Here is a 26,888-nt window from a genome sequence, read left to right as displayed (position 1 = left end):
CGTAGGGGTAGGATGTGGTGCTTGAATCTAGAGCCGGTTTAAGTAACGGCGCAGTTCCCATTCTGTTACCGAAGTAGAATATTGCCGCCATTCTTCTTCTTTTGCTTCCACATATTTATGAAACACAAGATCGCCAAGAACCTCTTTCACAAAAGGATCGCTTTTCATAAACTGAACCGCTTCTCCAAGATCCGCCGGCAAAACATCCGTGTTTTTCTGAATTTTCTCAAAAGATTCCCCCGAAGCGATGGAAGGAGGCGGAAGCAGATCGCGGTTTATTCCATCCATACCGGCGGAAAGAAGCAATGCAAAAGACAGATATGGATTGCATGTTGGGTCGGGATTTCTCAAATCGATCCGGGTACTCTTTCCCCGTGAAGCGGGAAGCCGAATCAAGGTGCCCCTGCGATTTGCGGACCAGCCGACTAAACTGGGGGCTTCCTCCCCGCCCGGAATTATTCTTTTGTAAGAATTAACCAATGGGTTTGTAACCGCGCAGATGCTTTTTATATGCAGCAGAAGGCCGGCGATAAAATTCAAGGCGATATGACTGAGTCCGTTCTGTGAGGACTCGTCATAAAAGGCATTTTGACCGTCCCGAAACAGCGAAAGATTAATATGCATTCCGGAACCCGCGCGTCCGTAAACAGGTTTGGGCATAAAAGTGGCGTAAAGTCCATTTTCATTTGCACAGGATTTAACCACCATTTTAAATGTGACAAAGCGGTCCGCAGCAGTCAGCGCCTCCGCATATTTGAAGTCGATCTCGTGCTGCCCGAACGCGGCCTCGTGATGAGACGCTTCAATTTCATATCCCATTTGCTCAAGGTTCAGGCAGATATCGCGCCTTGCGTTTTCACCCTGATCCAAAGGGCCAAGATCGAAATATCCGGCGGTATCATTTGTTTCGGTTGTCGGGTGACCTAATTCGTCCGTCTGGAACAGATAGAATTCACACTCCGTTCCGACAAAAAAAGTAAAACCCTGATCGGCGGCCTTTTTCAACGCGCGTTTCAGCACGTGCCTGGGATCCCCCGCATATGGAGTCCCGTCAGGCAGGGCAATTTCACAAATCAGCCGTGCGGCTTGACCGCTTTGCGTGTTCCATGGGTAAATCAGAAAAGTGTCCGGGTCGGGATGCAAATACATGTCCGATTCCTGAATTCGAACAAAACCCTCCATGGAAGAACCGTCGAACATGCATTTATTATTGAAAGCCTTTTCGATCTGATCGGCGGAAATGGTCACATTTTTAAAAGATCCTGGAATATCGGTAAACTGAAGGCTTAAAAAGTCGGTATGATTTTCGTTCAAAACGCGGATCATGTCATTTTTTTCCATGTGTGCCGTCATCACCCCTCCCAAAACAACCTCAAAGTATGGGACTTGTTTTTGTCAGGTATCTCTTTTCAGACTTATATCTATAATTTTATGCTTTTTCAAAAGCCGTGTCAATCTTTTTCGAATTGAAAGAGCGATTTCATTTTAATGCACAAAATCTGACACATTTCCAGAGGTTTTCCCTGTTTTTGCAGCTTTTTTTCGAATCAAATGCAAAAGAGTGCTTTCATGTGAAGATGAAAAAGCCTGTTTGGAAGCATTCCAAACAGGCTCGGCTTAGTGTGTCAAAACAATTTTATGGTAGACTTTTTTGCCTTTTTTAAGAATCAGACAAGATTTTTCATTTTCCTGAAAGTCGTCTTTTGAATAAACGGACGCTGGGTCCGACACCTTTTCGCCATCAACGGAGATACCTCCCTGAACGACCAGCCTTCTTGCTTCGCCGCGTGACGAAGCAAGTTTTGCCTTGATCAGCAGATCCAGAACTCCGATGGTTCCGTTCGAAAGGTCGGAAGATGAGATTTCCGTGGTCGGCATATGCTCCGTATCGGAACTGCTTCCAAACAGAGCCTGTGCCCCGTCTCTTGCTTTAATCGCTTCCTCCTCGCCATGAATCTGTTTTGTTACCTCAAAAGCCAGAAGCTCCTTTGCGGGATTTAGCTTTTCCCCTGAAAGCGAGGCGAATTCATTGATCTGCTCCATCGGGACAAAGGTCAGTATTTTCAGGCATTTCAGCACATCGGCGTCCCCGACGTTTCTCCAGTACTGATAGAATTCAAACGGAGAAGTTTTCTGAGGATCCAGCCACACGGCGCCTCTTTCCGTTTTACCCATCTTTTTGCCTTCGCTGTTTGTCAGCAGGGTAACGGTAATGCCATAAGCTTCCCGGTTTTCCTTCCGGCGGATCAGCTCTACGCCGCCGATAATATTGCTCCACTGGTCGTCCCCGCCCAACTGAAGCCTGCAGCCGTAACGGCGGTTCAGCTCCAGAAAATCATAACTCTGCATAATCATATAGTTCATTTCAAAAAAGGACAGTCCGCGTTCCAGTCTTTGCTTATAGCATTCTGCGCTCAGCATGCGGTTTACGGAGAAGCAGACGCCGATATCCCGAAGGAAATTGATATAATTCAGGTTTGTGAGCCAGTCGGCATTGTTTGCCATAATTGCCTTGTCATCGGAAAAATCAATCAGCCTTGACATCTGCTTCTGAAAGCATGAGATGTTGTGCGCGATCTCTTCTTCCGTCAGCATTTTACGCATATCCGTTTTTCCGGACGGGTCGCCAACCATGCCGGTTCCCCCGCCAAACAACGCGATTGGAGTGTGCCCGGCGCGCTGCAAATGCGCCATGACCATGATCGGAATAAAATGGCCTACGTGCAGGCTGTCCGCAGTCGGATCGAACCCGACATAGAACGCGGTTTTTTCTTCATTGAGCAAATGGCGGACTTTTTCCCTGTCCGTTGTCTGCGCAATCAGACCTCGTTCTTCCAAAATTTCAAAAACACCCATTTTGAGTTCCTCCATTTTATCAGGGGACAATCAAAAAGCCCCCTGCAATTTTTTGCAGAGGGCGGAAAATTCCGCGGTACCACCTCAGTTTACCGTCTTCCTCACGGAAGCGGCCTTACGGGTACAGTCCATACCCACGCGCTGTAACGTGCGTTTTCACGGCCGAACCTACTAGCATTTCAATTCGGCGGCTCCGGGATGTATTTCATCCGGCGATCGTACCTGCTCGCACCCAACGCAGGCTCTCTGAACTCTTGCTTCGGATTACTTCTTCCCTTCTCAGCTGTTCAAAGGAAATTATAAGATGTTTTCGGGTGCCTGTCAAGACCCCGAAGAATCGTTTTGCGCCATGCGCAGCATTTCCTCGGCATTCTGCAGCATCAACGGGGTGATTTGTTCTCCGCCCATAATACGCGCAAGTTCCTGCCGTCTGCCTTCCCGGTCCAAACGGTCAACCTGGGTGAAGGTACGCTGATTGCGAACCTGTTTCCGGATCAAGAAATGGGTATCCGCAAGCGCGGCGATTTGGGCCAGGTGCGTCACGCAAATAACCTGGCGGTTTCCCGATACCTCCCGGAGCTTTAACCCGACCTTTTGTGCCGCGCTGCCGCTGACGCCTGTGTCCACTTCATCAAAGATCAAGGTGCCGATATCGTCCCTGCCGGCAAGGACCGTTTTGATGGCAAGCATGATTCGCGAAAGTTCGCCGCCCGACGCCACCTTTGCAATCGGTTTCGCCGGTTCTCCCGCATTCGTTGAGAGATAGAATTCAATCCGATCGCAGCCCGTTTCATTCATCGGGACTTGTTCCCGCCGGATTTCAAACAATACGTTCGGCATGTTCAGAAAACGAAGTTCCTCTTTCACCTTTTGGGTAAAAAGGTCCGCCGCGCCGGCGCGCCATTCGGACAGTTCCGTTGCCAGGGATTCCGCCTGTAACCGGTACTTCTGATATTCTTTTCTAAATTTCTCCGCGTTTTCATCCGAAAGCTGGATTGCGTTCAGCTCCTGCCTGCATTTTTCGAGGTATTCCAGCATTTCATCGACGGAACCGCCGTATTTTAAGCTCAAACGGTAAATTAAATCCAACCGGGCCTCAATTTCGTCCAGCTCCGAGGGATCATACTCCAACAGAGATGAAAAATTCCGCATTTCATCGCTGCAGTCTTCCAGATCATAAGAAATCGCCTGCAGCCGTTCCGCCAGACCGTGCAGTTCGGGAAGATAGTTTTCCGCGGTGTTCAGCGCATCGGCAGCATCCGATACGGCCGAAACCGCCCCGGCGGTCTCCTCATCCCCGCTCAATGCGGTCTTTGCCTGTGAAATTGCCTGCGCAACGCGCTCTGAATTCCGATACAGATTCTTTTGACGATTCAGGTCTTCCTGCTCGCCCGGATGAAGGTTCGCCGATTCTAGCTCATTGATCTGATAAGTCAGAAGGTCGATTTGCCGCGCTTTTTGTGACTGGTCCATTTTACTGGAATCCAGGCTTGCCTTCATATTCTGCATGGAATGGAAAGCCTCCCGGTAGCGTTTCAAAAGCGCTTCAGGCAGCCCCATGCTGTCCAGATAAGCGATATGTAATTCAGGCGACAGCAAGCCGTAGCTTTCGTGCTGACCATGGATGTTAATCAGCATACTGCCGATCCCCTTAAGGGCGGAAACCGTGGCGGGACGCGCGTTAATTCGGCAGGAAGACTTGCCGTCAGATGAGATTTCACGCTGGAGTATCAAAGTTCCGTCTTCTTCCACAGAATAGCCCGATTCCTCCAGCTTTTGCACCGCGGATCCGTCTTTCAGTTCGAATACGGCAGAAACCAGGGCGTGGTCTGCGCCCGTGCGGATCAATTCCCGGGAAGTCCTTTCTCCCAGGACCGCATTGATGGAATCAATGACAATGGATTTACCCGCTCCGGTTTCACCGGTCAGAACATTAAAGCCGGCGCCGAATTCGATTCGCGCCTTTTCGATCACGGCAATGTTTTCAATATAAAGCTGTGTCAGCATGGCAATCACCTGATAAATTTTTTCAGATCCGCAGACAGCCCTTCCGCAGCGTTCTCATCGCTCATCAGAATAAAAATGGTATCGTCCCCTGAGAGGGTGCCAACAATATTCTCCCAGTGAAGGGTGTCCATTGCGGCACAGACAGCGTTGGCCATTCCGGTCAGGCACTTTATGGCAATCATATTCTGTGCAAATCTCACCGACAAAGCAGCGTCGGAAAAAAGCGAATAGAATTTTGTGGTGTAATCTTTCGCTTCCTCCTGCCCAACCGTATATCTGTATTTGCCGCCTGCCGTCAGCGTTTTGATCAGACGAAGCTCCTTAATGTCGCGGGAAACTGTAGCTTGTGTCACCTCATAGCCTTCATCGCGTAAACGGCGAAGTAATTCCTCCTGCGTATCAATGGAATATTTCCCGATTAATTCCAGTATTTTCGCATGCCGTCGTTCTTTCATGCTCATTTCTCCTCTCTCCAAGTTTATCGGTTACGATCTCGTAAAAATTACTGTCTTTCAATTTTATTATTTTAACGGTGCCGGGCGCTTTGGAAAATTCGATTTTGGTGCCGTCCGGAATTTTGATAAATATCTCACCGTCGATCGTAAGGATTATTTCACTCTCGTAGTCGGAATGAGCCTGAACGCACAGTTTTGCACCCGGACCAAAAACCACCGGTCTGCTCAGCAAAGAGTGCGGGCAGATAGGAGAAAGAAGAATGCAGCTCAGTTCCGGGTCGATAATCGGTCCCCCTGCGGATAATGAGTACGCCGTGGAACCGGTCGGCGTCGCGATAATCAAACCGTCGGAGCGGTAATCGCATACTCTGGCATCGTCCAGTCTGACCTTTAAATCAAGAATCCGCGAAAGTGCTCCCCGTGCGACAACGGCATCGTTTAATGCTGTAAAAACCTTGGGCGTACCATTGTCATTCACCCGGATTTCCAGCATCATTCGTTCCTCAACGCAGTAATTCCCATTTTTGAGTTTCATCAGGCTGTCCAGCTCATCAGTCTCTAAACCGGCGATAAACCCAAGCCTTCCGGTATTCATTCCGAGAATCGGTTTTCCGGCGACTGCGGCGTTTCTGGCACAGTGAATGATGGTGCCGTCCCCGCCGACGGCAATGATGAGATCACAGGACCGAACCATCTCAGCCATGTTATTGAAAAAAACGGCTTCCGCATTCTGAAAGGTTGGTTGGAGTTCCGCTTTCATCAGCACATTCATGTCAAGTTCCCGCAGTTTTTGAATGAGTTTCTGCGTATGGCGTCCGGCATGATCTTTGCTCAGGTTTGGAATCACCGCGACATTCATTTTGATTCACCGCCATTCAGCTCCCGGTGGGATTCTTCGACCAATAAAGCGATATCCGGCGCAAAGTCCGAGGGCAGATCGGATTTTTGAAGGGATAACAGGTATTCTATATTTCCTTCCGGCCCCTTAACAGGCGAAAAAGTCAGGCCAAGAACAGAAAATCCGATTTCCTTCACAAAGCTGATCACTCGCTCAATTACCTGAACATGTACCCTTTTATCCCGGACGACTCCTTTTTTTCCTACCTTCTCCCGGCCGGCCTCAAACTGAGGCTTAATCAGGCAAACGGCCTGGCCGTTTGCCGCCAGAAACCGGTGAGCTACCGGCAAAACCAAACGCAGAGAAATAAAAGATACGTCCACGCTGAAAAAATCGATTGGTTCCGGAATCTGTTCTTCGGTCAGATAACGCACATTGGTTCTCTCAAGATTGACCACGCGGGAATCGGTACGCAGCTTCCACGCCAACTGACCGTACCCGACATCTATGGAATATACCTTTTTTGCTCCGTTCTGAAGCATGCAGTCTGTGAAACCGCCGGTTGAAGCGCCGATATCCATTACCACTTTATTTTTCAGATCAATCGGAAAAGATGCAAGAGCTTTTTCCAGCTTCAAACCGCCACGGCTTACGTAGGGCAGCCGGTCGCCGCGAACCTCAATTTGAACGTCCTGCGGCAACATCGTCCCGGCCTTATCCTGTTTCTGTCCGTTTACATACACTTTTCCGGCCATAATGACCGCTTTGGCCTTTTCCCTGCTTTCCGTATAGCCCTGGTCAAAAATCAGGCAGTCAAGCCTTTTTTTCTCAATCAATCCGAGCACTCCGATACAATCAATTCTGCCATTTCTCCGGCGCTGAGCCCAAGCTGTTCCAAAGCCTGCATCATCGTTTCATGCGGCACAAAACCGTTGATCGCACGGAGATAAAACCTGCCTTGATAAGCGGCCTGGTTCAAAAGAAAAGAAAAATGTTCACCGATGCCGCCCTGTGCAATTCCTTCTTCAAAGAAAAAAACAGCCTTTGCTTTCAGTGCCTCCCGGATGGCTTCCCGGTCGATTGGGAAGATCCGGTTCAGCTTTATAATTCTGGCCTCAATCCCTCTTTCTTTCAAAAGGGACAGCGCCTGACATGCGTTTGAAAAGAGCCTGCCATAAGTAATGAGTGCAATGTCAGCGGATTCATTGCCGTAAAGGCAATAGGCTTTACGACTCCCATGAAAATCAAACGGTCGAAAAAGCTGTTCTCCACGGGGATAACGAACCGCAGCCAGTCCATCGCAATCGTAAAGGGCTTGTCTCATGCTGCTTTGAAGCTCATCATAATAGGAAGGAGAGTAAATAGTGATACCAGGAATCGTTTTCAGAAAAGCAGCGTCAAAAATTCCCTGATGTGTTTCACCGTCTTCCCCGACAATTCCGGCACGGTCAACCGCAAGAACGATTTTTGTCCTTTGCAGGGAAACATCATGAATCAGCTGATCGTATCCCCTTTGCAGGAACGAGGAGTAAACCGCAAACACAGGAAGCATTCCTCCGCAGGCGAGCCCGCCCGCGAACGTAACGGCGTGTTCTTCCGCGATACCGGTATCGAAAAAACGCTCCGGGTACTTTTGCGAAAAGACTGATAAACCCGTGCCTTCCTGCATTGCGGCCGTTATGGCACAGATTCTTTCATCCTCAGAGGCAAGAGAACAGAGTTTGCTGCCAAAAACCGAGGAAAAACTGCCCGCAGCCGTTACCGCTTTCCCGGTCTCGACATTAAAGCAGGAAACCCCGTGAAAGGCTTTGGGATTTTCCTCCGCATAGGAATATCCCTTTCCCTTCCGTGTTAGAACGTGAATCAAAACGGGGTGCGGAATACTTTTGACATTTTGAAAGACTTCCATCAGCTTTTCCGTGTCGTGTCCGTCAAACGGACCGTAATAGTAAAAACCCATATCCTCAAAGATCGTGCTGTTATACAGAAGTTGTTTCAGAATGGATTTTGATTTCGTCAAGGCATGCCGAAATGGTCTTCCTACTCCCGGAATATGATCAAGAGTATTTTCAATATTACCTTTGATTCTAAAATAGGACGGCTTTGTACGAATTCGCGCGAGATAGCGCGCCATGGATCCGACATTGCGGGATATTGACATTTTATTGTCGTTTAAAATAACAATAAAATTTTTGTGAAGCCGGCCCGCGTTATTCATCCCTTCATAAGCAAGACCGCCGGTCAGCGCGCCGTCCCCGATTACAGCGACGACGTGGCCCGCGTCACCCTTTAGTTCCTTTGCTTTGAAGATGCCCAGTGCCGCCGATATGGAAGTGCTGCTGTGCCCGGAAGTCAATGGATCATGAGGGCTTTCCTGACGATTGGGAAACCCGGAAAGTCCTCCGCGTGTCCGTATCGTCCCGATCCGGTCCAGTCTTCCGGTCAGCATTTTATGTGTGTAAGCCTGATGTCCGACATCCCAGACAATTTTGTCCTCCGGTGAATGAAAAACCCGGTGCAGCGCAACCGTGAGTTCCACAACCCCGAGATTTGATGCCAGATGTCCTCCGTTAGTGGAGACGGTCTGAATTATTTTTTCACGGATCTCTGCGCATAATTGAGGCAACTGCTCCGGCGTCAGCTGCTGCAGATCCTTTGGAGAACGGACTGAGTTTAAGAGGCTGCCCATACAGTCAGCAGACTTTCTGGCGGTCCGGAATCGCGTTTTGGATTTTTGCGGCCGTAACCGTATTCCGAAGAAGCATCGCGATTGTCATGGGACCGACTCCGCCTGGAACCGGCGTGATGTAGGAAGCTAGTCTGCTGACCGGCTCAAAATCAACGTCTCCGCAAAGCTTGCCGTTTTCATCACGATCCATTCCCACATCGACCACACATGCGCCCGGCTTTACCATATCGGCGGTAATAAATTTCGGCTTGCCGACGGCGGCAACCAGAACATCGGCGCAGCGGCAGATTTCCTCGAGATCTTTTGTTTTGCTGTGGCAAATGGTAACGGTTCCGTTGTCGTGCAGCAAAAGCATTGCCATTGGCTTGCCGACAATATTGCTCCGTCCCACAACCACACATTTTTTACCGGCAACAGAAATTTTCTCACGATGCAGCATTTCCATGATTCCCGCAGGTGTGCACGGTAGAAAACGATAATTACCAATCATAATTCTTCCGACGTTGGAAGGATGAAATGCGTCGACATCTTTCCAGGGATCAATCGTCTCAATGACGGATTCTTCATCCAAACCATCGGGAAGAGGCAGCTGTACCAAAATGCCGTGAATCTCTTTTTTGTGATTCAGCCGGTTTACCAAATCAAAAAGATCGTCCTGGTGGGTATTTGCGGGCAATGCGTATTTCTCTGAATAAATTCCAGCCGCAGCGCAGGCCTTTTCTTTCAGATTTACATAAGTCTGGGAGGCCGGATCATTGCCAACCAGAACCACCGCCAGACCGGGAATAATGCCCTTGTCCTTCAATTCCTGAACTTCCAAAGCTGTTTCCGCTTTGATTTGCGCAGAAATTGCCTTGCCGTCAATCAGCTTCGCCATCTTTTGTTTCCTCCCCTCCGGCTTTTTCGTCCTGTAAAGAAGCGTCCGCCGCCGGCGCATCCTGCGGCTTATCTTCAGAGTCGCTTTCGGTTTGGTCGGCTGTTTCAGATTCTTCGTTCATATAAGTTCTGGCTTGCTCCGCGGAATCAAAAATCGTACTTGTCCCGTCGTCTGTGTATGTTTCTTCGATTTCTTCCGGTTTTACTTCATCGACAATAGAATTCAGTTCCATAATTTTGCGTGAACCGCAGCCGGTCAAAACCGTTCTGTTTCTGAATACAATCAGAAGTACGATGGCTGCAATTACGGCGGCAGCCGCAACAACCTGAGACACTCTCAGCGGGATGACCGGAGTAATCAAGCTGTCGGTTCGCAGACCTTCGATAAAGAACCGCCCAACGCCGTACCAGAGAGTGTAAAGTAAAAAAACTTGCCCGTCGTATCTTCTGTATTTTCTGCTGAAAATATGTAGCAGAATAAAGCCAAGCAGACACCAGAACGATTCATAAAGGAAGCAAGGATGCACTCCGGCTGCTGAAACGAGATCCGTGTTCTCACTAATCATCCTCCAAGGCAGGTTGGTTCCTGTTCCAAAAGCTTCCTGATTGACAAAATTGCCCCAGCGCCCGATGCATTGTCCGATTAAAAAACCTAGTGAAGCCAGATCAAGAACAGCAGGGATACTGAGCTTGCGGAGCTTTGCCATCAAGGAGCCGAACAGCAAACCACCGATGATTCCGCCATAGATTCCAAGTCCGCCGTTCCAGATATAAAAAACGCTGATAGGATTTTCAATATACTGGCTGCTTGAATCAAACAAGACATAATAAAGCCTGGCTCCTATTACGCCGAAAATAATTCCGACCATGACAACATCGACAAAACGGTCCGGGTCAACCCGGAATTTTTTACAGCTTTGCAATGCATAAAGAAAAGCCAGGAGGAATCCGGTTGCGATAATGATTCCGTACCAGGCAATCGGATGATTGCCAATTTTAAAAGCGATGGGATCCAGGGTAACATTAATACCAAGTCCCGGGAATTGAACATGATACATCTTATACCACCATTTCTCCACGCAGCACAGGTTTTTAATAGATGATACCCGCCGGGCTTCAGCGTGGAAAGCTCCGGAGGTTTTAGTTTATTATTGATTGGGGAAAATGACAGAAAGCGATGAAAATTCCGAATGCAGCTGATTCTCAAGCCTGGCCATCACGGAATTCAGATCCGTCTGCGCGACGGCGTCAATATACTGGAATAACTCACGGCCGGAAAAGGCAAGAGAGACGAGTGAATTTGCTATGCTGCCCACATGATTGAGCGAAGCGATATTTCTGCCGTACACCGCCTTTTTCGCACATTCAAAGATTCTTCGGTCAAAACCGTTTTTCCGAACGTTTTCAATTTCCCGCTTAATTTCCTGAGCAACCTGTTCCGGGTCTTTTGATTCACCTGAAAAAATCACGGATGCGTAACCGGGACCTTCAAAATACTCATTGCCGAACGAAGCTTCATTAATCAAACCCGCGTCCAGCAGGCGGCGGAATAAGGGACTTGCGTTGGAAGAAATGGCCTCAAGCAGTATTTCGGTTTCCGCTATCTCTTTTACGGAAGGACGTTTCGATGAGACTTTTTCTTTAAAACCAAGTTCAAAAAGCGGCACCGCAACAGAGAGCTTTTGTTCCACTCTAGCTTTAACGATATGGTCGGGCTCCTGTTCAAAAATCCGATCAATCTGAACGGGCTGCGCGGGCTTTAGCATTTCGTCGCACATTTCCGCAACCCGATCCGGCTGAACATTGCCGGCGATGCAAAGCACCATATTGTTGAGGTTATAAAAAGTATGATAGCATTGATACAATAAATCCGGCGTAATTTTAGCGATCGTTTCTACTGTCCCGGCGATATCTGTTCTGACCGGATGCTTTTGGTAGAGAGCGTCAAGGAGATTGAAAAGGACCCTCCACTGCGGGTCATCGTCGTACATTTTAATTTCCTGACCAATGATACCCTGCTCTTTTTGCACGGTTTGCTCCGTAAAATACGGAGACTGAACAAAATCAAGAAGAATCTTCAGGGATTCATAGACGTTTTCCGTGCAGGAAAATAAATAACAGGTCATGTCAAACGACGTGTAGGCATTTGCCGACGCGCCGGTTTTCGCGAAGCGTTTAAAAGCGTCCCCGTCTTCGCTTTCAAACATTTTATGCTCCAGATAATGAGCAATTCCGGCCGGGACCCGATGAGGCTCGCTTTCCTGAGCGGTTTTAAAGCAGTTGTCAATCGACCCGTATTTTGTACCGAAAATCGCGTAGGTCGAATTGTTTTTTTCCTTTGGATAAACAGTAACCGTAAGTCCGGAGGAATGCTTTCCGGTATAATAGAAATCTCCGGTACGTTCGCTTGTGATTTTTTTCAGCCAATCCATCAGGCTTCCACCCCGCTTCCTTCCAGACGATATACCGTGTCAAGGGTTAACTTCCGCGCGGCTTCAATCACCTGTTCTCTTGTGACGGCGTTTACCAGCTCCGCCTCTTCCTCAGGCCTTTTAACCTTTGGACGGAACGTCTGGGATAAATACCAGGCTTCCAGTCCGTCAAGGGAATCCGACAAGGTGCGGTAGCTGTTGCAAAGGCTCAATTTGGCTGCCGCCAGCTCATTTTCATCAAAGCTGCCCTTTTGAACCTCTTCCAGCTGATTGAGAATTTCCTGCTTTGCCCGGTCGATGTTCTTTGTTTCCACTCCGCTTTGAACCAGCAGAATGCCTTTCATGGGGTTAAACTGGGAACTGCAGTAATAGCATAGGCTCAGTTTTTCCCGAACATTCAAGAACAGCTTTGAGCTTGGAGTACCGCCGAAGAGCGCGTTAAAAAGTTTCATGGCAGGAACGCCGGCATCAGGTTCCGCGCACGCGGTGCGGAATCCCATGACCAGCTTCGACTGCACAACATCCATTTTTTCAGTGGTTTCGGCGGCGCTTGCTGCCGACGGCACTGACTGATTCGGGCAATCAACAGAATCAGTTCTGGCAAGATTTTGAAACGCGGCGTAAAAATCCTGATAAACGGGTTCCGGGTCGCAATCACCCAAAACCATAATCTCAGCTTTTGCACGGTGAATCAGGTTTTCCCATACCTGAGTCAGGTCCTCGCGTTTCAACTCCTGAATTTGCTGCCTGGTTCCGCAGCGGCCGATCCCGTAAGGTTCCTTTGCACACATTAACTCTTCGCACTTCAGCTTGGCATACATGCGCTTATCGTTAAATTCAGAGTCCACCATTTCGATCAGCTGGCGTTTTTCCTGTTCAAAGCCCTGAACGGGGAAAAGGCCGTTTTCCAACGGCGGGTCAAATATAATGCTGCACAGAAGCTTGGCCAATTCTGCGGAAACACTCTCCCCGTTCAAGGAATAACGGTCCGCAATTCCGGATGCTGAAACGGATAGAACCTGAATGTCCCCAAGCTTTTGTACATTTGCATCCAGTACCGCTCCGTAAAGTTCGGCCAGATGTGCGTTTAATTTTGAGAAATCAGGATATTTTCTGCTTGCACGACTGAGCAGAAAAGGAAGAATGGAATTTTCAGAAACGGTCTCTTTTGCAAGAGGCCATAAAAAATGAACGGACATGCGGATTGTTTTAAAACGATCATCCCGTATGCTGCGGAAATTCACGCCGCTGCAAACAGCCCGCTGTTCAATTCCTGTCATTATTGATTTCATCTCCAAAACAGATTCGGTGAAACAAAAATAATTATACCACAGTTCCACAAGTTAGAAAAGAATGATTCGATAGGATTCCATTAAAATTTACAAATTAGAAACGTATTTTTCCGTATTGCCGATTGTTGAAAGGAATGCTATAATATTTCATTGTCGTATTTTAGGATTGAGGTGCTAAGTTGAGAATTTTACGAAATCGATCAGTTGCTGCGGAGCTGGGCATTGTTCTTGTCACAATGATTTGGGGCAGCAGCTTTGTTGTTGTAAAAAACGCAACGGACACGGTGCCGGCCGCAACCATGATTGTGCTGCGATTCAGTATCGCGGCTGTGTTTCTCTGTCTTTTCTTTTTTAAAAAATTGAAACAGATCAACCTCTTTTATATCAAATGGGGTTTTGTAATCGGCCTTCAAAATTTTGCCGGATATGAACTGCAGACAGTCGGGGTTGAATATACCACGGCCGGAAAAAATGCATTTCTCACCGCGGTCTACTGTGTCATTGTTCCATTTTTGTATTGGGCGGTGCGAAAACAGCAGCCTCGACTTTTTCATCTTGTTTCAGCATGTATGTGTATTACGGGAGTCGGTCTGCTTTCCATTCAGAATGGTTTTTCCATGAATCCGGGCGACCTGCTTTCTCTCGCCTGCGGGCTGTTTTTCGCAATGCAGATCGTAACCATCAGTATTCTTACCGAAAAACACGACCCTATTCTGATCTGCATTACGCAAGCGTTTGCCACAGTAATTTTTGCGTTACCGTTTGCTGTATGGACGGAAAAGATTCCGACTTCCCTGCCGGCTCAATCCGTTTTCTCTCTTCTGTATCTTGGCGTCATCGGTACCATGCTGACGACCGTTCTTCAGACGATTTGTCAAAAGTATACGCCGCCGGCAAAAGCTTCACTGATCATGTCTCTGGAATCTGTTTTCGGAACTATCTGCGGCATCGTTTTTCTGCATGAGTCCCTCACCAAACGAACCTTTGGCGGATTTCTGCTGATTTTTATCGCAATGATGCTTTCGGAGCACGGAGACCGCATATTCCTGTCCGGAAAAAAGCTGAAAACAGTGAAATAAAAATTGCCTTCCGGTTCTCTTTTTCCGGGAGACAATTTTGATACAAGATTCTATTCAGAGCTTAGCAAGGGCCTGTTTGATATCGCCGAGGATATCTTCGATGTTTTCAATCCCGACGGACAAACGGATCATATTGGGGCTGATGCCGGCATCTTTCAGCTGCTCATCATTCAACTGCCGATGCGTGGTGCTTGCAGGGTGCAGGACACAGGTGCGCAGGTCGGCAACATGGATGACAATGGAAGCAAGTTCGAGGTTTTCCATGAACTTTGCCGCCGCGTCCCTGCCGCCCTTTACTCCAAAGGAAATAACGCCGCAGGTTCCGTGCGGCATATACTTTTTGGCAAGCTTATAGTATTTGCTGCTTTTCAGGCCGGGGTAATTGACCCATTCGATTTTGTCGTTGCTTTCCAGAAATTCCGCAACCGCCGTCGCGTTGGAACAATGCCGCTGCATGCGTAGCGCAAGCGTTTCAAGACCAAGATTGAGAAGAAATGCATTCATCGGGGACGATTGTGCCCCAAGGTCCCGCATCAGGTGAACGCGCGCCTTGACAATATAGGCGCTTTTCCCGAAGTCCTTCGTATAAACCGTTCCGTGATAGGAATCGTCCGGTTCGGTCAGCATAGGAAACTTTCCGTTGTCCCAGTTGAAATTGCCGCTGTCCACTATCGCGCCGCCGACCTGAACCGCGTGCCCGTCCATGTATTTTGTAGTGGAATGCACGACAACATCGGCTCCGAATTCAAACGGACGGCAGTTGACGGGGGTTGGAAAAGTATTATCGACAATCAGCGGGACACCGTGCTCGTGAGCCGCTTTTGCGAACAATTCAAGATCGGTTACGATAAGGGACGGGTTGGAAAGTGTTTCCGTAAACACACAGCGCGTATTTTCCTGAAAAGCCGCGTCCAGTTCATCTTTTGTGCTGTCGGCGGAGACAAAGGTGCATTCAATCCCCATTTCACGTATGGTTTTATAAAAAAGATTGAAGGTTCCGCCATAAATTGCGCTGCAGGCAATCATATGGTCGCCGGAGTGACAAATATTTAAAATTGAGATCAGAGAAGCGGCCTGCCCGGCGGATGTTAAAAGCGCGCCGACTCCTCCTTCCAGCACGGCGATTTTTTTCTCCACGGCATCAATCGTCGGGTTTCCGATTCTGGTATAAAAAAATCCGTCGGCTTTCAAATCAAAAAGCTCGCCAAGCGTCTGCGCGCTGTCGTATTTAAATGTTGTGCTCTGAACAATCGGAAGAACCCTGGATTCTCCGTTTTTCGGTTCGTATCCCGCATGAATGCAGTCTGTATCTATATGGTATCCCATGAAAAAACTCCTTTTATTAAATATACTTTAAGTAAGTGCGGATTTTATAAAATCAATGAATTCATCCGCAATCGATACAACGCCCCAGACAAGAGCCAGAAACATGACAGCCGATAGAATACGTACCAAAATACGCTCTCCGCGGCTCATCGCTGCCGATGGGTCTTCATCTGAATTCTGAGGGCCGTTTCTTTCGAATTTGTTTTCGCCCAGTGCCCCGATTCCGTGCAAAATCTCTTCGCAGCGTTCCACTTCCCCATACGGAACGAAAATATGATAAAGCGAATTCGGCATTTTTCCGTACAAAATAGAAGGCGGCGCACCAGGCCCGCACATTCGTTCTTCATGAGGAATGCCGTTGCTGTCAAACGCAGCGCGGATCATGCCGCACTGCATTTCATCTGCCGTAAAAAGCAAAACGGGGTCGTTTGCCCGAACCTCCCGAAGCTTTTTGCTTCCGCAGGATGGGCATACGGCCTCCGATTTGGCAAGAACCTGGCATTTTGCGCAGTAGAGCATCCGTTTCACTTCCAATCTGTTTCCAATCATAGCAATTTTTACTTTGAATTTCAAGCTGTGTTTTGATTTTTTCTATCGCCACACCGGCTGAAGCTGATTTCCCTGCAAAGCCGCGAGAGCGGCTGGAAGAATCAGGCTGAAGTCCGCCACGGCGGAATTCGGTTTCTTTTCGGGATTGTCCTGGCGCATGGGTACGAAATAAATATGTTTTACATTCATCAGCCTGCCCAAATTCTGCGCGGAGGCAGCCAGAGCATCGTTTGTGGCCGGAGCCAGCACGACCGGAATTCCGATTCTCAGACAGGATTTGACGGCCATTGTAACAGCTGTGTCCGTAATACCGTTTGCAAGTTTTGCAAGCGTGTTGCCGGTACACGGCGCGACGATCATCAGATCGACAAGCTTTTTGGGGCCGATCGGTTCGGAACCGACAATACTTGTAATGACATCTTTGCCGCAAATGTCGCTGACCTGCCAGAGAAAATCTTTCGCCCTGCCGAAACGTGTATCGGTGGAAGAAGCGGTTTCCGACATGATCGGCAAAAGCCTGTAACCCTGCCCGGCAATTTTTCTCATTTCGTCCAGTACGCTGTCAAACGTACAAAACGATCCGCACATTGCGAATCCGAACGTAATCTCATTCAAAACGCCGTCACTCCTTCAGAATATGATAAATCGTTTCTTTGATGATTTCTCCAGCTGCCTTCGGCGCGACTTTTCCCGGAAGCGCGAGCGCATGAATCACATGAAGATCCAGCTCTTCCGCAGCCTGCAGATCCACTCCGCCCGGAAGAGACGCAAGATCGATAATGAGAGGATCACATTGCATTTTTGTCAAAACGGAACGATCAAAAACAGGATACGGAATTGTGTTAAAAATCATGTCGTAGTTTCCCGTTCCAACCTGCTCCGTCAAAATGCCCGAGTATCCGCAGGAACGAATCCATGCGAGATCCGCTTGTTTTCTTGCGCTGACAGTGACACGGGCTCCGATTCCGTAAAGCATCCGGGAAAGCACTTTGCCAATCCGACCGTACCCGGCGACAAGGCACCGGCTTCCGTTCAATGTGCCGGGGTATTCCCTCATCGCGATTTCAATGGCGCCTTCCGCCGTGGGAACCGCATTGCGAACGGCAAACTCCTCCCGCAAACTGTAATCGTGCGTATTGATGCGGTCCCACTGCCTGCTCGTTTGAAAAAGCCGCCCCATTTTACCGCCGAAAACTTGTTTGTCTCGCAGAAGCTCTGCAAAATTATCGTCCAATACAATCTGCTTCTTACTGTAATCCGCTTTCAGGTGAATTCCGTCGGAGGTTACCGGCAAAGGAAGAATGATAGATTCACAGTGTCTAATCACTTCCTCTAATTCCGACTTGCGAATCATTTCGTGAAACTCCACATCCTCAAAACCAAAGGCGTATACGGAAAAGCCGTCCGCGGCGATGGATTCCGCCATTGCGATCTGCCGCCCGTCCCCGCCCAAAACTCCGAAACTGCAGTTTTCTTTCATAAAGAGAAGCCCCCTGCTATTTTCTTCTAACATAGTATGGAGGTGGTTCCTGCAATGTGATTCTATGGAAGAAATGCAAAAATATATTTTCTGTTGCATATATTCCAAAATGTGATTATTATAAATATGTTTGGCAATATATTTATTTGAGCGCTTTCTGCACAAAAACAATGGTAAGGAGAAAACTTATGGAATTATACGACACCCTGTCAAAGGTTAAAAAAATACATTTTGTTGGAATCGGAGGATCGGGGATGTGCCCGATTGCCGAAATTCTGTTCCATCAGGGCTATCAACTGACCGGGTCGGATATCAGCGAATCGGATACTCTGGAGCGGGTCCGTTCTTACGGGATCCCGGTTTTCATGGGGCAAAAAGCGGAGAACATCGACGGAGCCGAACTGGTGGTTTACACCGCCGCCGTAAAGCCGGATAACCCGGAGCTGGTGGCCGCGCGGGAGAAAAATATACCGACGGTCGAGCGGTCCGTTATGCTCGGGATGGTGGCTCGCCGGTATGAAAACGCAGTGGCTGTTTCCGGAACGCACGGCAAAACGACGACGACGGCCATGATCACTCAGATTCTGATCGGCGCCGGAAAAGACCCCTCCGCTGTAATTGGAGGGAAACTGCCGCTCATCGGCGGAAACGGACGCGTGGGGCATTCCGACACCATCGTCTGCGAAGCCTGTGAGTATGTCGATACTTTTCTGCAACTACACCCCGCAATTTCCGTAATTCTGAATATTGATAATGATCACCTTGATTATTTCGGCACGGTGGAAAACACCATTCGCTCTTTTCATCAGTTTGCCGAACAGACATCCCGCCTTCTTGTCGTAAACGGGGACAATAAAAACGCAATGAAAGCGGTTGAGGGCCTCGAGGGGAAGGAGATTCTCACCTATGGGTTTGACAAGGAAAACGATTATTACGCGGACGAAATTTGCAATACACTACGGGCCCGTGAAAAATTCGTCGTTTATCGAAAGGGCGAAAAACTGGCCGAAGTCACCCTGAGTGTTCCGGGCAAGCACAACATTTATAACGCCCTGGCCGCTTTTGCGGTCGCGGACCATCTGGGCATAGAGCCCAAAGTGATTGCGGAAAATCTGCATCAGTTTACGGGAGTCCACCGCAGATTTGAACTGCTGGGCGAATATGGCGGGGTTACGGTGGCCGATGATTTTGCGCACCACCCAACCGAAATCGCGGCGACGCTGACCGCCGCAAAGCAGATGGGCTTTTCACGGGTCTGGGCTGTTTTTCAGCCGCATACGTATTCCAGAACCTATATGCTGCTGGACGACTTTGCAAAGGTTTTACAAATCGCGGACCGGGTCGTGCTTTCTGAAATTCTTGCCGTTCGCGAAACGAATACGTATCATATCTATGCCAAAGACCTGGCCGACAAAATTCCGGGGTGTGTCTGGTTTAAAACATTTGATGAGATTTCGGACTATATGCTGGAACATGCGAAAGACGGCGATCTGATTTTGACCCTCGGCGGCGGCGACGTCTATAAATGCGCCAATCTGATTGTCAAAAAATATCAGCAAAAAAATTAGCAGCGGCGGGGATTCCCCACTGCTGCAAAAAAAATCGGAGCCTGCTATGAAATGTCAAAAGCCAGGCAAAATCCTGACTGGCTTTTGAGGATACGGTTCATAGCGGCTCTTTTTATGCCCATTTCAGGCTTGTCTTTTCCATATTGCGGTTCGTTTTAAGCTACTCGGCAGAATCCTTTCCCTGCAGCATTTTTTTCAGATATTGTCCTGTATAGGATTCGGGAACCATTGCAATTTCTTCCGGGGTACCGGTGGCGACAATCTGACCTCCGGCGTTTCCTCCCTCCGGCCCCAGGTCAACAATATAATCCGCCGTCTTAATCAAGTCCAGATTATGCTCAATGACAAGAACCGTGTTTCCGCCGTCGACCAGTTTCTGAAGAACTTCGATCAGTTTATGAACGTCCGCGATATGAAGGCCCGTGGTTGGCTCGTCCAAAATGTAGATGGTTCTTCCAGTCGGGCGTTTGCTCAGCTCAGACGCCAGCTTGACCCGCTGTGCTTCTCCGCCCGACAGCGTGGTCGCGGGCTGGCCGATTTTTACATAGCCGAGTCCCACGTCGTAAATCGTCTGCAGTTTCCGCGCGATGCGTGGAATGCCGGAAAAGAACTGAAGCCCTTCTTCCACGGTCATTTCCAGTACGTCATAAATGCTTTTTCCCTTATATTTGATTTCGAGTGTTTCACGGTTATAGCGCTTTCCCTTGCAGACGTCGCAGGGAACGTAAACGTCCGGAAGAAAGTTCATCTCAATCTTGATGATTCCGTCTCCCTCGCAGGCTTCACAGCGCCCTCCCTTCATGTTAAAGGAAAACCGGCCGGAAGTATAGCCGCGAAGTTTGGCGTCCTGCGTGGACGCAAACAAATCCCGAATATCGGTAAAGACGCCGGTGTAGGTCGCCGGGTTGGAACGGGGCGTGCGCCCGATCGGCGACTGGTCGATCTGGATGACCTTATCCAGCGCGTCCAGCCCGGTAATTTTTTGAAACGAACCCGGGCGGGTTTTGGCTCCGTTCAGTTCCGCGGCAAGGTATTTATAAAGAATTTCATTGATCAGCGAAGACTTTCCGGAACCTGAAACACCGGTGACGCAGATAAACTCGCCGAGAGGAAAATTCACGCTGACATTTTTCAGATTGTTCTGCGACGCGCCGACGATGGAGAGCTTTTTCCCGTTTCCTTCCCGCCTTTTCTCGGGAATATCAACCTTCCTGCGCCCGCTCAGATAATCTCCGGTAACGGAACCTTTGCATTTCAGAATATCCCGGACCTTGCCGTTGAAAACGACCTCTCCGCCATGGACGCCGGCGCCGGGGCCGATGTCGACGATATGGTCGGCGGCCAGCATAGTTTCTTCGTCGTGTTCGACAACAATGACGGTATTGCCGATGTCCCGCAGGTGCTTCAGCGTATCAAGCAGCTTCGTGTTATCCCTTTGGTGAAGGCCGATGCTGGGTTCGTCCAGAATGTACAAAACGCCGGTCAGGGAGGAACCGATCTGTGTTGCAAGGCGGATTCGCTGGCTTTCTCCGCCGGAAAGAGTTCCCGCCGACCTGGAAAGCGTCAGATATTCCAGGCCGACGTTCTTTAAAAAGCCGAGACGGCTGCGAATTTCCCTCAGGATGAGCCGGGCAATCATGTTTTCCCGTTCCGAGAGCTTCAGACGGTCAAAAAACTCAAGAGCTTCGGAGATGGACTTGTCGCACAGGTCGGCGATATTGATGCCGCCCACCGTCACGGCAAGGCTGACGGGAGACAGCCGTTTTCCATGGCAGGCATCGCAGGGGATCGCGCTCATATAGGACTGTATTTCTTCTTTGATCCAGTTGCTTTGCGTGTCCCGGTAGCGGCGTTCAAGATTGTTGACGACGCCTTCAAATTCAGTTTGGTAGACGCTGTGCGCGAAATCGGTGCTTCGCTCCACCCGTATTTTTTCACCTTTGGTGCCGTACAGAAGTATGTCGATAATCTGTTTCGGGAGCTTTCCGACCGGAGTGTCAAGGGAAAAATGATAGTGCTTCGCAAGCGCTTGAAAATACATCGCAGCGATGGTGTTGCCTTCCATCGCCCATCCCCCGGCTTTGATGCCTCCCTGATTGATCGAGAGATTCTTATCGGGAAGAATCAGATTCGGGTCGATCTTCATAAAGAGTCCAAGACCGGAACATTTAGGGCATGCGCCGAAGGGATTGTTAAAGGAAAACATCCGGGGCGTCAGCTCTTCCACACTGACGCCGTGCTCCGGACAGGCATAGTTTTGTGAAAACATATGATCTTCTCCGTCAACGACGCTGATGACGGTTAAACCGCCCGACAACCCGGAAGCCGTTTCAATGGAATCAGCCAGGCGTGACCGCACGGATGGTTGTATCACGAGTCTGTCCACAACAATCTCGATCGTATGTTTTTTGTTTTTTTCCAGTTTGATGGTTTCTGAAAGATCGTAAATAAGGCCGTCGGCACGGACGCGGACATATCCGCTTTTCCTCGCGGCCTCGAATTCTTTCTGATGCTCCCCTTTCCTTTCACGAACAACGGGAGCCAGCACAAGAATTTTTGAGCCTTCCGGAAGGCTCATGACCTGGTCGACAATCTGGTCGATCGTCTGCTGACGGATTTCCCTGCCGCAGACCGGGCAATGCGGAATCCCAATTCTGGCGTACAGCAGACGCAGATAATCGTAAATTTCCGTGACGGTTCCGACGGTTGAACGCGGGTTCTTTGAGGTTGTTTTCTGATCGATGGAGATGGCCGGAGAAAGGCCGTCGATGGAATCGACATCCGGCTTGTCCACCTGCCCAAGAAACTGCCGCGCATACGAGGATAAGGACTCCACGTACCTGCGCTGCCCTTCCGCGTAGATCGTATCAAACGCAAGCGAGGACTTCCCGGAACCGGAAAGCCCTGTAAAGACGATCAGCTTGTCACGCGGTATCTCCAAATCGATATTTTTCAGATTGTGTTCTCTGGCGCCTTTGACTAGAATGGTTTTTGCTGACATACTTCCTCCGTAATCCTGCTACTTTCCGCTGCTGAGCTCCTTTATCCGGTCGCGCAGCCATGCGGCGTGCTCAAATTCCAGCAGCTTGGCGGCCGCTTTCATCTCCTTGGTTAGCTCTTCTATCATTCGTTTCCGTTCGGAAGACGTAAGACGTTTGCGTTTCTTGCCGGCATCCGAATCTTCTCTTTTGGAACTGATTTCAAGAATGTCGGAAACATTCTTGACGATCGTTTTCGGCGTTATGCCGTGTTCCTGATTGTACCGCATCTGAATATCGCGCCTGCGCTGGGTTTCCCGAATTGCCGCCTCCATGGAGGGCGTAACGGAATCCGCGTACATGATCACCTGTCCGTTCGCGTTGCGGGCCGCGCGGCCGATGGTCTGAATCAGAGAACGCTCGCTGCGCAGGAAGCCCTCCTTGTCCGCGTCGAGAATGGCGACCAGAGAAACCTCCGGAATATCCAGCCCCTCGCGCAAAAGGTTAATCCCGACCAGTACATCGAATTCGCCCAACCGCAAGTCGCGAATGATTTCCATTCGTTCAATCGTATCGATATCATGGTGCATATAGCGTACGCGAATTCCCATGGAATCCAGATATGACGTAAGATCCTCCGACATTTTTTTGGTCAGCGTTGTAACCAGCACGCGCTCTTTCTTCGCGGCTCTCAGGTTGATTTCCGAAATCAGATCGTCGATCTGTCCCTCGGTCGGCTTTACAATGATTTCCGGATCCACCAGTCCGGTCGGACGAATGACCTGCTCGACAATCTGCGCTGATTTTTCTTTTTCCAGGTCGCCCGGCGTCGCGCTGACAAAGACCGCCTGATTGATATGCCGGTAAAATTCATCGAAATTCAGCGGGCGGTTATCATAAGCGGAAGGAAGGCGGAAGCCGAAGTTGATCAGCGTTTCCTTTCTGGCTCTGTCCCCCGCATACATAGAGCGAACCTGAGGCAGAGTGACATGGGACTCATCCACAAAAAGAATAAAATCCTTTGGAAAATAGTCGAGCAGCGTAAACGGCGAGCTTCCGGGTTCCCGCCCGGAAAGAACGCGGGAGTAGTTCTCAATCCCTTTACAAAACCCGATCTCTCCCAGCATTTCCATGTCGTAACGCGTCCGCTCCTGTATGCGCTGTGCTTCGATCAGCTTGTTCTGACTTTGAAACAGCGCTACGCGTTCCTCCATCTCCCGGTTAATCTCGGAAATTGCGCGCATCATTTTTTCTTTCGGAACAATATAATGAGAGGCGGGATATATCGCGATATGCTTTAAATCCGATTTAATATCCCCTGTAAGAGGATTGATTTCGCGGATTCTGTCGATCTCATCCCCAAAAAACTCCACGCGTACCGCCGTGTCGTTGGACTGAACAGGAAAAATCTCGACCACGTCGCCATGGACGCGGAATTTATTTCGGATAAAATTGACGTCGTTTCGTTCATATTGGATTTCGACCAGCCTTTTTAACAGCTCGTCACGGTTTTTCTTCATCCCGGGGCGCAGAGAAATGACCATGGTCCGGTAATCGATTGGGTCGCCCAGACTGTAAATGCAGGAAACACTGGCGACAATAATCACGTCCCGGCGTTCAGAAAGCGCGGAAGTAGCGGAGTGCCTAAGTTTATCGATTTCGTCGTTAATTGCGGAGTCCTTCTCAATATAGGTATCCGTCGTGGGAATATATGCTTCCGGCTGATAATAATCATAATAACTGACAAAATACTCCACGGCGTTTTCCGGAAAAAACTCACGAAATTCTGAACAAAGCTGTGCCGCAAGCGTTTTGTTATGGGCCAGTACCAAGGTCGGCCGGTTCATTTGGGCAATGACGTTTGCCATGGTAAACGTCTTTCCGGAGCCGGTTACTCCAAGCAGGGTTTGCTCCCGCGCTCCCTTGCCAAGCCCGTCCACCAGTTGCCGAATCGCTTTCGGCTGGTCCCCGGTCGGTTGATAGTTTGAAACCAGTTTAAAATCCATTTTTTACTCCAGTTCAGGGTTAAACAAATCCGGCATCAGTTCGCTTTTTGCAATCGAAAGATAATCGTTGCCGCTGACGATGATGTGGTCGATCAGCCTGACCTCCACCGTGTCCAGCGCCTCATAGATCCACCGCGTTGTGCTCAGATCCTGCTTGGACGGCAGACAATTTCCGCTAGGGTGATTATGGGATAAAATAGCGTAAACGGCGTCATACTGCACGGAGAGCCGGACAATCTTTTTAATGTAAATACTGGCGGAATTCACGGCTCCCTCATCCACAACATCGCAGTACAGAACACGGGTCTTGCTGTCCAGAAGCATCAAAACCACGACTTCGTTCTGGCGGCCGATAAATTTGTTCACCAGGCGCTTGCCGGCTTCGTCGTAGCTGTAAATATAAGTTTTATCGCGGTCGAGGTCCTCTTGATACCTTCGGCAAAGCTGAGGAATCAATTTAATCAATGTTGCCGCCGACATTCCGATCCCGTTAACTTTCAGGAGTTCTTCAAACGGGGCGTCGAAAGTCCCGGACAGAGAACCGAATTTCTGCAGAAGCTGGTGGGCAATCGGATTTGTATCCTTAAGCGGAATTGCATAAAAAAGGAGAAGTTCCAAAACTGAATGTGCCTGAAAAGAATCCAGCCCGCCGGCTAAAAATTGATTTTTTACCCGTTCCCTGTGCCCTACGTGCAGAGATTCCGTTTCAGGCTGCTTCCGATTTTGTGCAGTGGTGTTTTTCTCCAAAAGCAGCCGCTCCCTTTTATTAAGAATCAGCTCTTTCTGCTGCCCGGTTTGATCGGAGCGGGGGCTCCCGCTTTACAAAGAGGGCAGTCCTGAGGTTCCCATGACTCTACTTTTAGCGAAACAACCGCCTGATACGGAACGCCGAAATCGATTCCTCCCCCCGTGCGGTCCACAATAGAACCGACCCCGGCAACGATGCCTCCGCTTTTCCGAATAAGCTCTATTACTTCGCGCACAGAGCCTCCGGTCGTTACAACATCTTCTACAACAAGTATTCTTTGCCCAGGGGTCACTGCGAAGCCGCGGCGCAGAGTCATTTTGCCGTCGTCCCCGCGTTCGGTAAAGAAGTTTTCACATCCCAGCGCCCTGCTGACTTCATAAGCCATCTGCACAGCGCCCATTGCCGGCCCGATTACAATTTCAACACCTTCGCTCTTATATTTTTCGGCAAGAGCAGCGCAAAGCTCTTCACTGTATCTGGTGTTTTGAAAAATTTTGGCACACTGAAGGTAGCGGTTGCTGTGCCGGCCGGAGGTCAGCTTAAAATGTCCTTCCAGCAAAACGCCCGCTTCGTTGAATATTTCCAGAGCGCGTTCCTGAGTCATGCATGAATCCCCTTTGTTTTTTCTTCTATTTTTTCTATTATATACTAAAATATATTATTTGAAAAGCCTTTTCGGGCTTTCGTTCCATTCAAATCATGATATAATCAATTATATATCCATTTTTATTCAGGAGATTATATAAATTATGAAAACAGTTGTAATCGGTGCGAATGACGCCGGGCAAAGGCTGGACAAATTCCTTACCAAATCGTTCCCAAATCTTCCTCAGTCCATGTTGTACAAGAGCATTCGCAAAAAAGATATTAAACTGAACGGCAAACGGTGCGGCATATCCGATCGGTTAGCGGAAAACGATGTGCTTTCGATGTATTTAAAGGATGAATTTTTCCAGACACAGCCGAAACAATATGATTTTTTGAAGGCACCGGCCCGGTTGAATGTTGCATATGAAGACGATAATCTGCTTGTTTTGGACAAACAGCCCGGCCTGATTGTCCATCCTGATGAGAGTTATCATTTTGATTCTTTGATCGCGCGGGTTCAGCATTATCTTTTTGACAAGGGAGAATACAGACCCGATGAGGAAAATTCATTTGCTCCCGCACTAATCAACCGAATTGACCGAAACACGGGCGGACTCGTAATGGCGGCAAAAAACGCGGAAACTCTTCGCATCATGAATGAAAAAGTGAAACAGCGCGAACTGCAGAAGCTTTATCTTTGCGTTGTATGCGGCGTTCCGCAAAAAAAAGAAGCCACGCTGGAAGGATACCTGCAAAAAAACGAAACGCAAAACCGTGTTTATATTTCAGAAAGACCGACAGCGGATACCAGAACGATCAGAACCCGGTATCGGGTTTTATCGGAGCGGAAAGAATTCAGCCTGCTGGAGGTGGAATTGCTGACCGGACGCACGCACCAGATCAGAGCTCATCTTGCTTCCATCGGTCATCCGCTGGCCGGAGACGGGAAATACGGAACCAACGCCCGCAACAAAGCGTCGGGATTTCCTTATCAGGCCCTTTATTCCTATAAGCTGAAATTTCGGTTTGAGTCTGATTCGGGGATTCTGGAATACTTGAACGGCAGGGAGATTGAGGCAAAGAACATCTGGTTTTTAAAGGAATTTTACCGTTTTTCCTGA

22 protein-coding genes and 1 other annotated feature are annotated in these 26,888 nt (G+C 49.0%); of the genes, 3 read left to right on the top strand and 19 right to left on the bottom strand.

The annotated features are described in order from the left end of the window. Positions 1-27: 27 nt before the first annotated feature. From glnA to yfmF, 11 genes are all read right to left on the bottom strand, one after another. Entirely contained in the window at positions 28-1,353 is a 1,326-nt protein-coding gene (gene glnA / locus CAFE_RS13495; RefSeq protein ID WP_083210299.1) for a type I glutamate--ammonia ligase, read from the bottom strand. 264 nt (positions 1,354-1,617) lie between these two features. Next, on the bottom strand, positions 1,618-2,856 hold the full coding sequence (gene tyrS, locus CAFE_RS13490) for a tyrosine--tRNA ligase (protein ID WP_156990936.1): 1,239 nt from the start codon (positions 2,854-2,856) through the stop codon (positions 1,618-1,620). A 54-nt stretch (positions 2,857-2,910) separates the two neighbouring features. Further along, positions 2,911-3,146, bottom strand: a binding site (T-box leader). 31 nt (positions 3,147-3,177) lie between these two features. Then, positions 3,178-4,863 carry a DNA repair protein RecN gene (gene recN, locus CAFE_RS13485; RefSeq protein WP_066650609.1) on the bottom strand — a complete coding sequence of 562 codons (1,686 nt, stop codon included), beginning with the start codon at positions 4,861-4,863 and terminating at the stop codon, positions 3,178-3,180. A 5-nt stretch (positions 4,864-4,868) separates the two neighbouring features. Then, on the bottom strand, positions 4,869-5,318 hold the full coding sequence (gene argR / locus CAFE_RS13480; protein ID WP_066650460.1) for an arginine repressor: 450 nt from the start codon (positions 5,316-5,318) through the stop codon (positions 4,869-4,871). After that, the gene (locus CAFE_RS13475; RefSeq protein WP_066650461.1) at positions 5,263-6,177 is read right to left on the bottom strand and encodes an NAD(+)/NADH kinase; all 915 of its coding nucleotides are present in this window, start codon (positions 6,175-6,177) and stop codon (positions 5,263-5,265) included. The genes argR and CAFE_RS13475 overlap by 56 nt, the downstream gene beginning before the upstream one ends. After that, a complete protein-coding gene (locus tag CAFE_RS13470) occupies positions 6,174-6,992 on the bottom strand; it encodes a TlyA family RNA methyltransferase (protein WP_066650462.1) in 819 nt (272 codons plus the stop codon). The genes CAFE_RS13475 and CAFE_RS13470 overlap by 4 nt, the downstream gene beginning before the upstream one ends. Beyond that, positions 6,989-8,845 (bottom strand): 1-deoxy-D-xylulose-5-phosphate synthase, encoded by a 1,857-nt coding sequence (dxs, locus tag CAFE_RS13465; RefSeq protein WP_066650464.1) that lies wholly within the window; start codon positions 8,843-8,845, stop codon positions 6,989-6,991. The genes CAFE_RS13470 and dxs overlap by 4 nt, the downstream gene beginning before the upstream one ends. Before the next feature lie 4 nt (positions 8,846-8,849). Then, positions 8,850-9,722, bottom strand: a complete 873-nt coding sequence (gene folD / locus CAFE_RS13460; RefSeq protein ID WP_066650466.1) for a bifunctional methylenetetrahydrofolate dehydrogenase/methenyltetrahydrofolate cyclohydrolase FolD — start codon at positions 9,720-9,722, stop codon at positions 8,850-8,852. Then, positions 9,706-10,779 carry a prolipoprotein diacylglyceryl transferase gene (gene lgt / locus CAFE_RS13455; protein ID WP_066650468.1) on the bottom strand — a complete coding sequence of 358 codons (1,074 nt, stop codon included), beginning with the start codon at positions 10,777-10,779 and terminating at the stop codon, positions 9,706-9,708. The genes folD and lgt overlap by 17 nt, the downstream gene beginning before the upstream one ends. 90 nt (positions 10,780-10,869) lie before the next feature. Then, positions 10,870-12,153, bottom strand: a complete 1,284-nt coding sequence (gene yfmH, locus CAFE_RS13450; protein WP_156990935.1) for an EF-P 5-aminopentanol modification-associated protein YfmH — start codon at positions 12,151-12,153, stop codon at positions 10,870-10,872. Next, positions 12,153-13,433 carry an EF-P 5-aminopentanol modification-associated protein YfmF gene (yfmF, locus tag CAFE_RS13445; RefSeq protein ID WP_066650472.1) on the bottom strand — a complete coding sequence of 427 codons (1,281 nt, stop codon included), beginning with the start codon at positions 13,431-13,433 and terminating at the stop codon, positions 12,153-12,155. The genes yfmH and yfmF overlap by 1 nt, the downstream gene beginning before the upstream one ends. A 191-nt stretch (positions 13,434-13,624) precedes the next feature. On the opposite strand from yfmF, the gene CAFE_RS13440 reads away from it, so the two are divergent. After that, positions 13,625-14,524 (top strand): DMT family transporter, encoded by a 900-nt coding sequence (locus CAFE_RS13440; RefSeq protein WP_083210300.1) that lies wholly within the window; start codon positions 13,625-13,627, stop codon positions 14,522-14,524. 54 nt (positions 14,525-14,578) lie between these two features. On the opposite strand, the gene CAFE_RS13435 is transcribed toward CAFE_RS13440, so the two are convergent. Genes CAFE_RS13435 through dpsA form a run of 4 tightly spaced genes read right to left on the bottom strand, consistent with a single transcriptional unit; the run spans position 14,579 to position 17,879 of the window. Then, positions 14,579-15,850: an O-acetylhomoserine aminocarboxypropyltransferase/cysteine synthase family protein gene (locus CAFE_RS13435; RefSeq protein WP_066650473.1), complete on the bottom strand. Its 1,272-nt coding sequence runs from the start codon at positions 15,848-15,850 to the stop codon at positions 14,579-14,581. A gap of 27 nt (positions 15,851-15,877) precedes the next feature. Beyond that, positions 15,878-16,399, bottom strand: a complete 522-nt coding sequence (locus CAFE_RS13430) for a hypothetical protein (RefSeq protein WP_139104178.1) — start codon at positions 16,397-16,399, stop codon at positions 15,878-15,880. 42 nt (positions 16,400-16,441) lie between these two features. Beyond that, entirely contained in the window at positions 16,442-17,014 is a 573-nt protein-coding gene (locus CAFE_RS13425) for a dipicolinate synthase subunit B (protein ID WP_083210301.1), read from the bottom strand. A gap of 7 nt (positions 17,015-17,021) precedes the next feature. Further along, entirely contained in the window at positions 17,022-17,879 is an 858-nt protein-coding gene (gene dpsA / locus CAFE_RS13420) for a dipicolinate synthase subunit DpsA (RefSeq protein WP_156990934.1), read from the bottom strand. Between the two features lie 188 nt (positions 17,880-18,067). Here dpsA and murC point away from each other — a divergent pair, with 188 nt between their 5' ends. Continuing rightward, complete coding sequence (gene murC, locus CAFE_RS13415; protein WP_066650613.1) at positions 18,068-19,447, top strand: UDP-N-acetylmuramate--L-alanine ligase; 1,380 nt, start codon at positions 18,068-18,070, stop codon at positions 19,445-19,447. A 160-nt stretch (positions 19,448-19,607) separates the two neighbouring features. On the opposite strand, the gene uvrA is transcribed toward murC, so the two are convergent. Genes uvrA through pyrE form a run of 4 tightly spaced genes read right to left on the bottom strand, consistent with a single transcriptional unit; the run spans position 19,608 to position 25,783 of the window. Continuing rightward, positions 19,608-22,448, bottom strand: coding sequence for an excinuclease ABC subunit UvrA (gene uvrA, locus CAFE_RS13410; RefSeq protein ID WP_156990933.1), 2,841 nt, complete (start codon positions 22,446-22,448; stop codon positions 19,608-19,610). A gap of 18 nt (positions 22,449-22,466) precedes the next feature. Continuing rightward, the gene (gene uvrB / locus CAFE_RS13405) at positions 22,467-24,431 is read right to left on the bottom strand and encodes an excinuclease ABC subunit UvrB (RefSeq protein ID WP_066650479.1); all 1,965 of its coding nucleotides are present in this window, start codon (positions 24,429-24,431) and stop codon (positions 22,467-22,469) included. Positions 24,432-24,434: 3 nt separating this feature from the next. Next, positions 24,435-25,178, bottom strand: a complete 744-nt coding sequence (locus CAFE_RS13400) for a JAB domain-containing protein (RefSeq protein WP_166525142.1) — start codon at positions 25,176-25,178, stop codon at positions 24,435-24,437. 26 nt (positions 25,179-25,204) lie between these two features. After that, the gene (gene pyrE / locus CAFE_RS13395) at positions 25,205-25,783 is read right to left on the bottom strand and encodes an orotate phosphoribosyltransferase (RefSeq protein WP_066650480.1); all 579 of its coding nucleotides are present in this window, start codon (positions 25,781-25,783) and stop codon (positions 25,205-25,207) included. 145 nt (positions 25,784-25,928) lie between these two features. Between pyrE and CAFE_RS13390 the strand changes: the two genes are divergently transcribed. Further along, entirely contained in the window at positions 25,929-26,888 is a 960-nt protein-coding gene (locus CAFE_RS13390; protein ID WP_156990932.1) for an RluA family pseudouridine synthase, read from the top strand.

This window comes from Caproicibacter fermentans (genome assembly GCF_009746625.1).
Taxonomy (GTDB): Bacteria; Bacillota; Clostridia; order Oscillospirales; family Acutalibacteraceae; genus Caproicibacter; species Caproicibacter fermentans.
The sequence above is the reverse complement of the archived record's forward strand: the minus strand, read 5'-3'. Positions and strand labels throughout refer to the sequence as shown.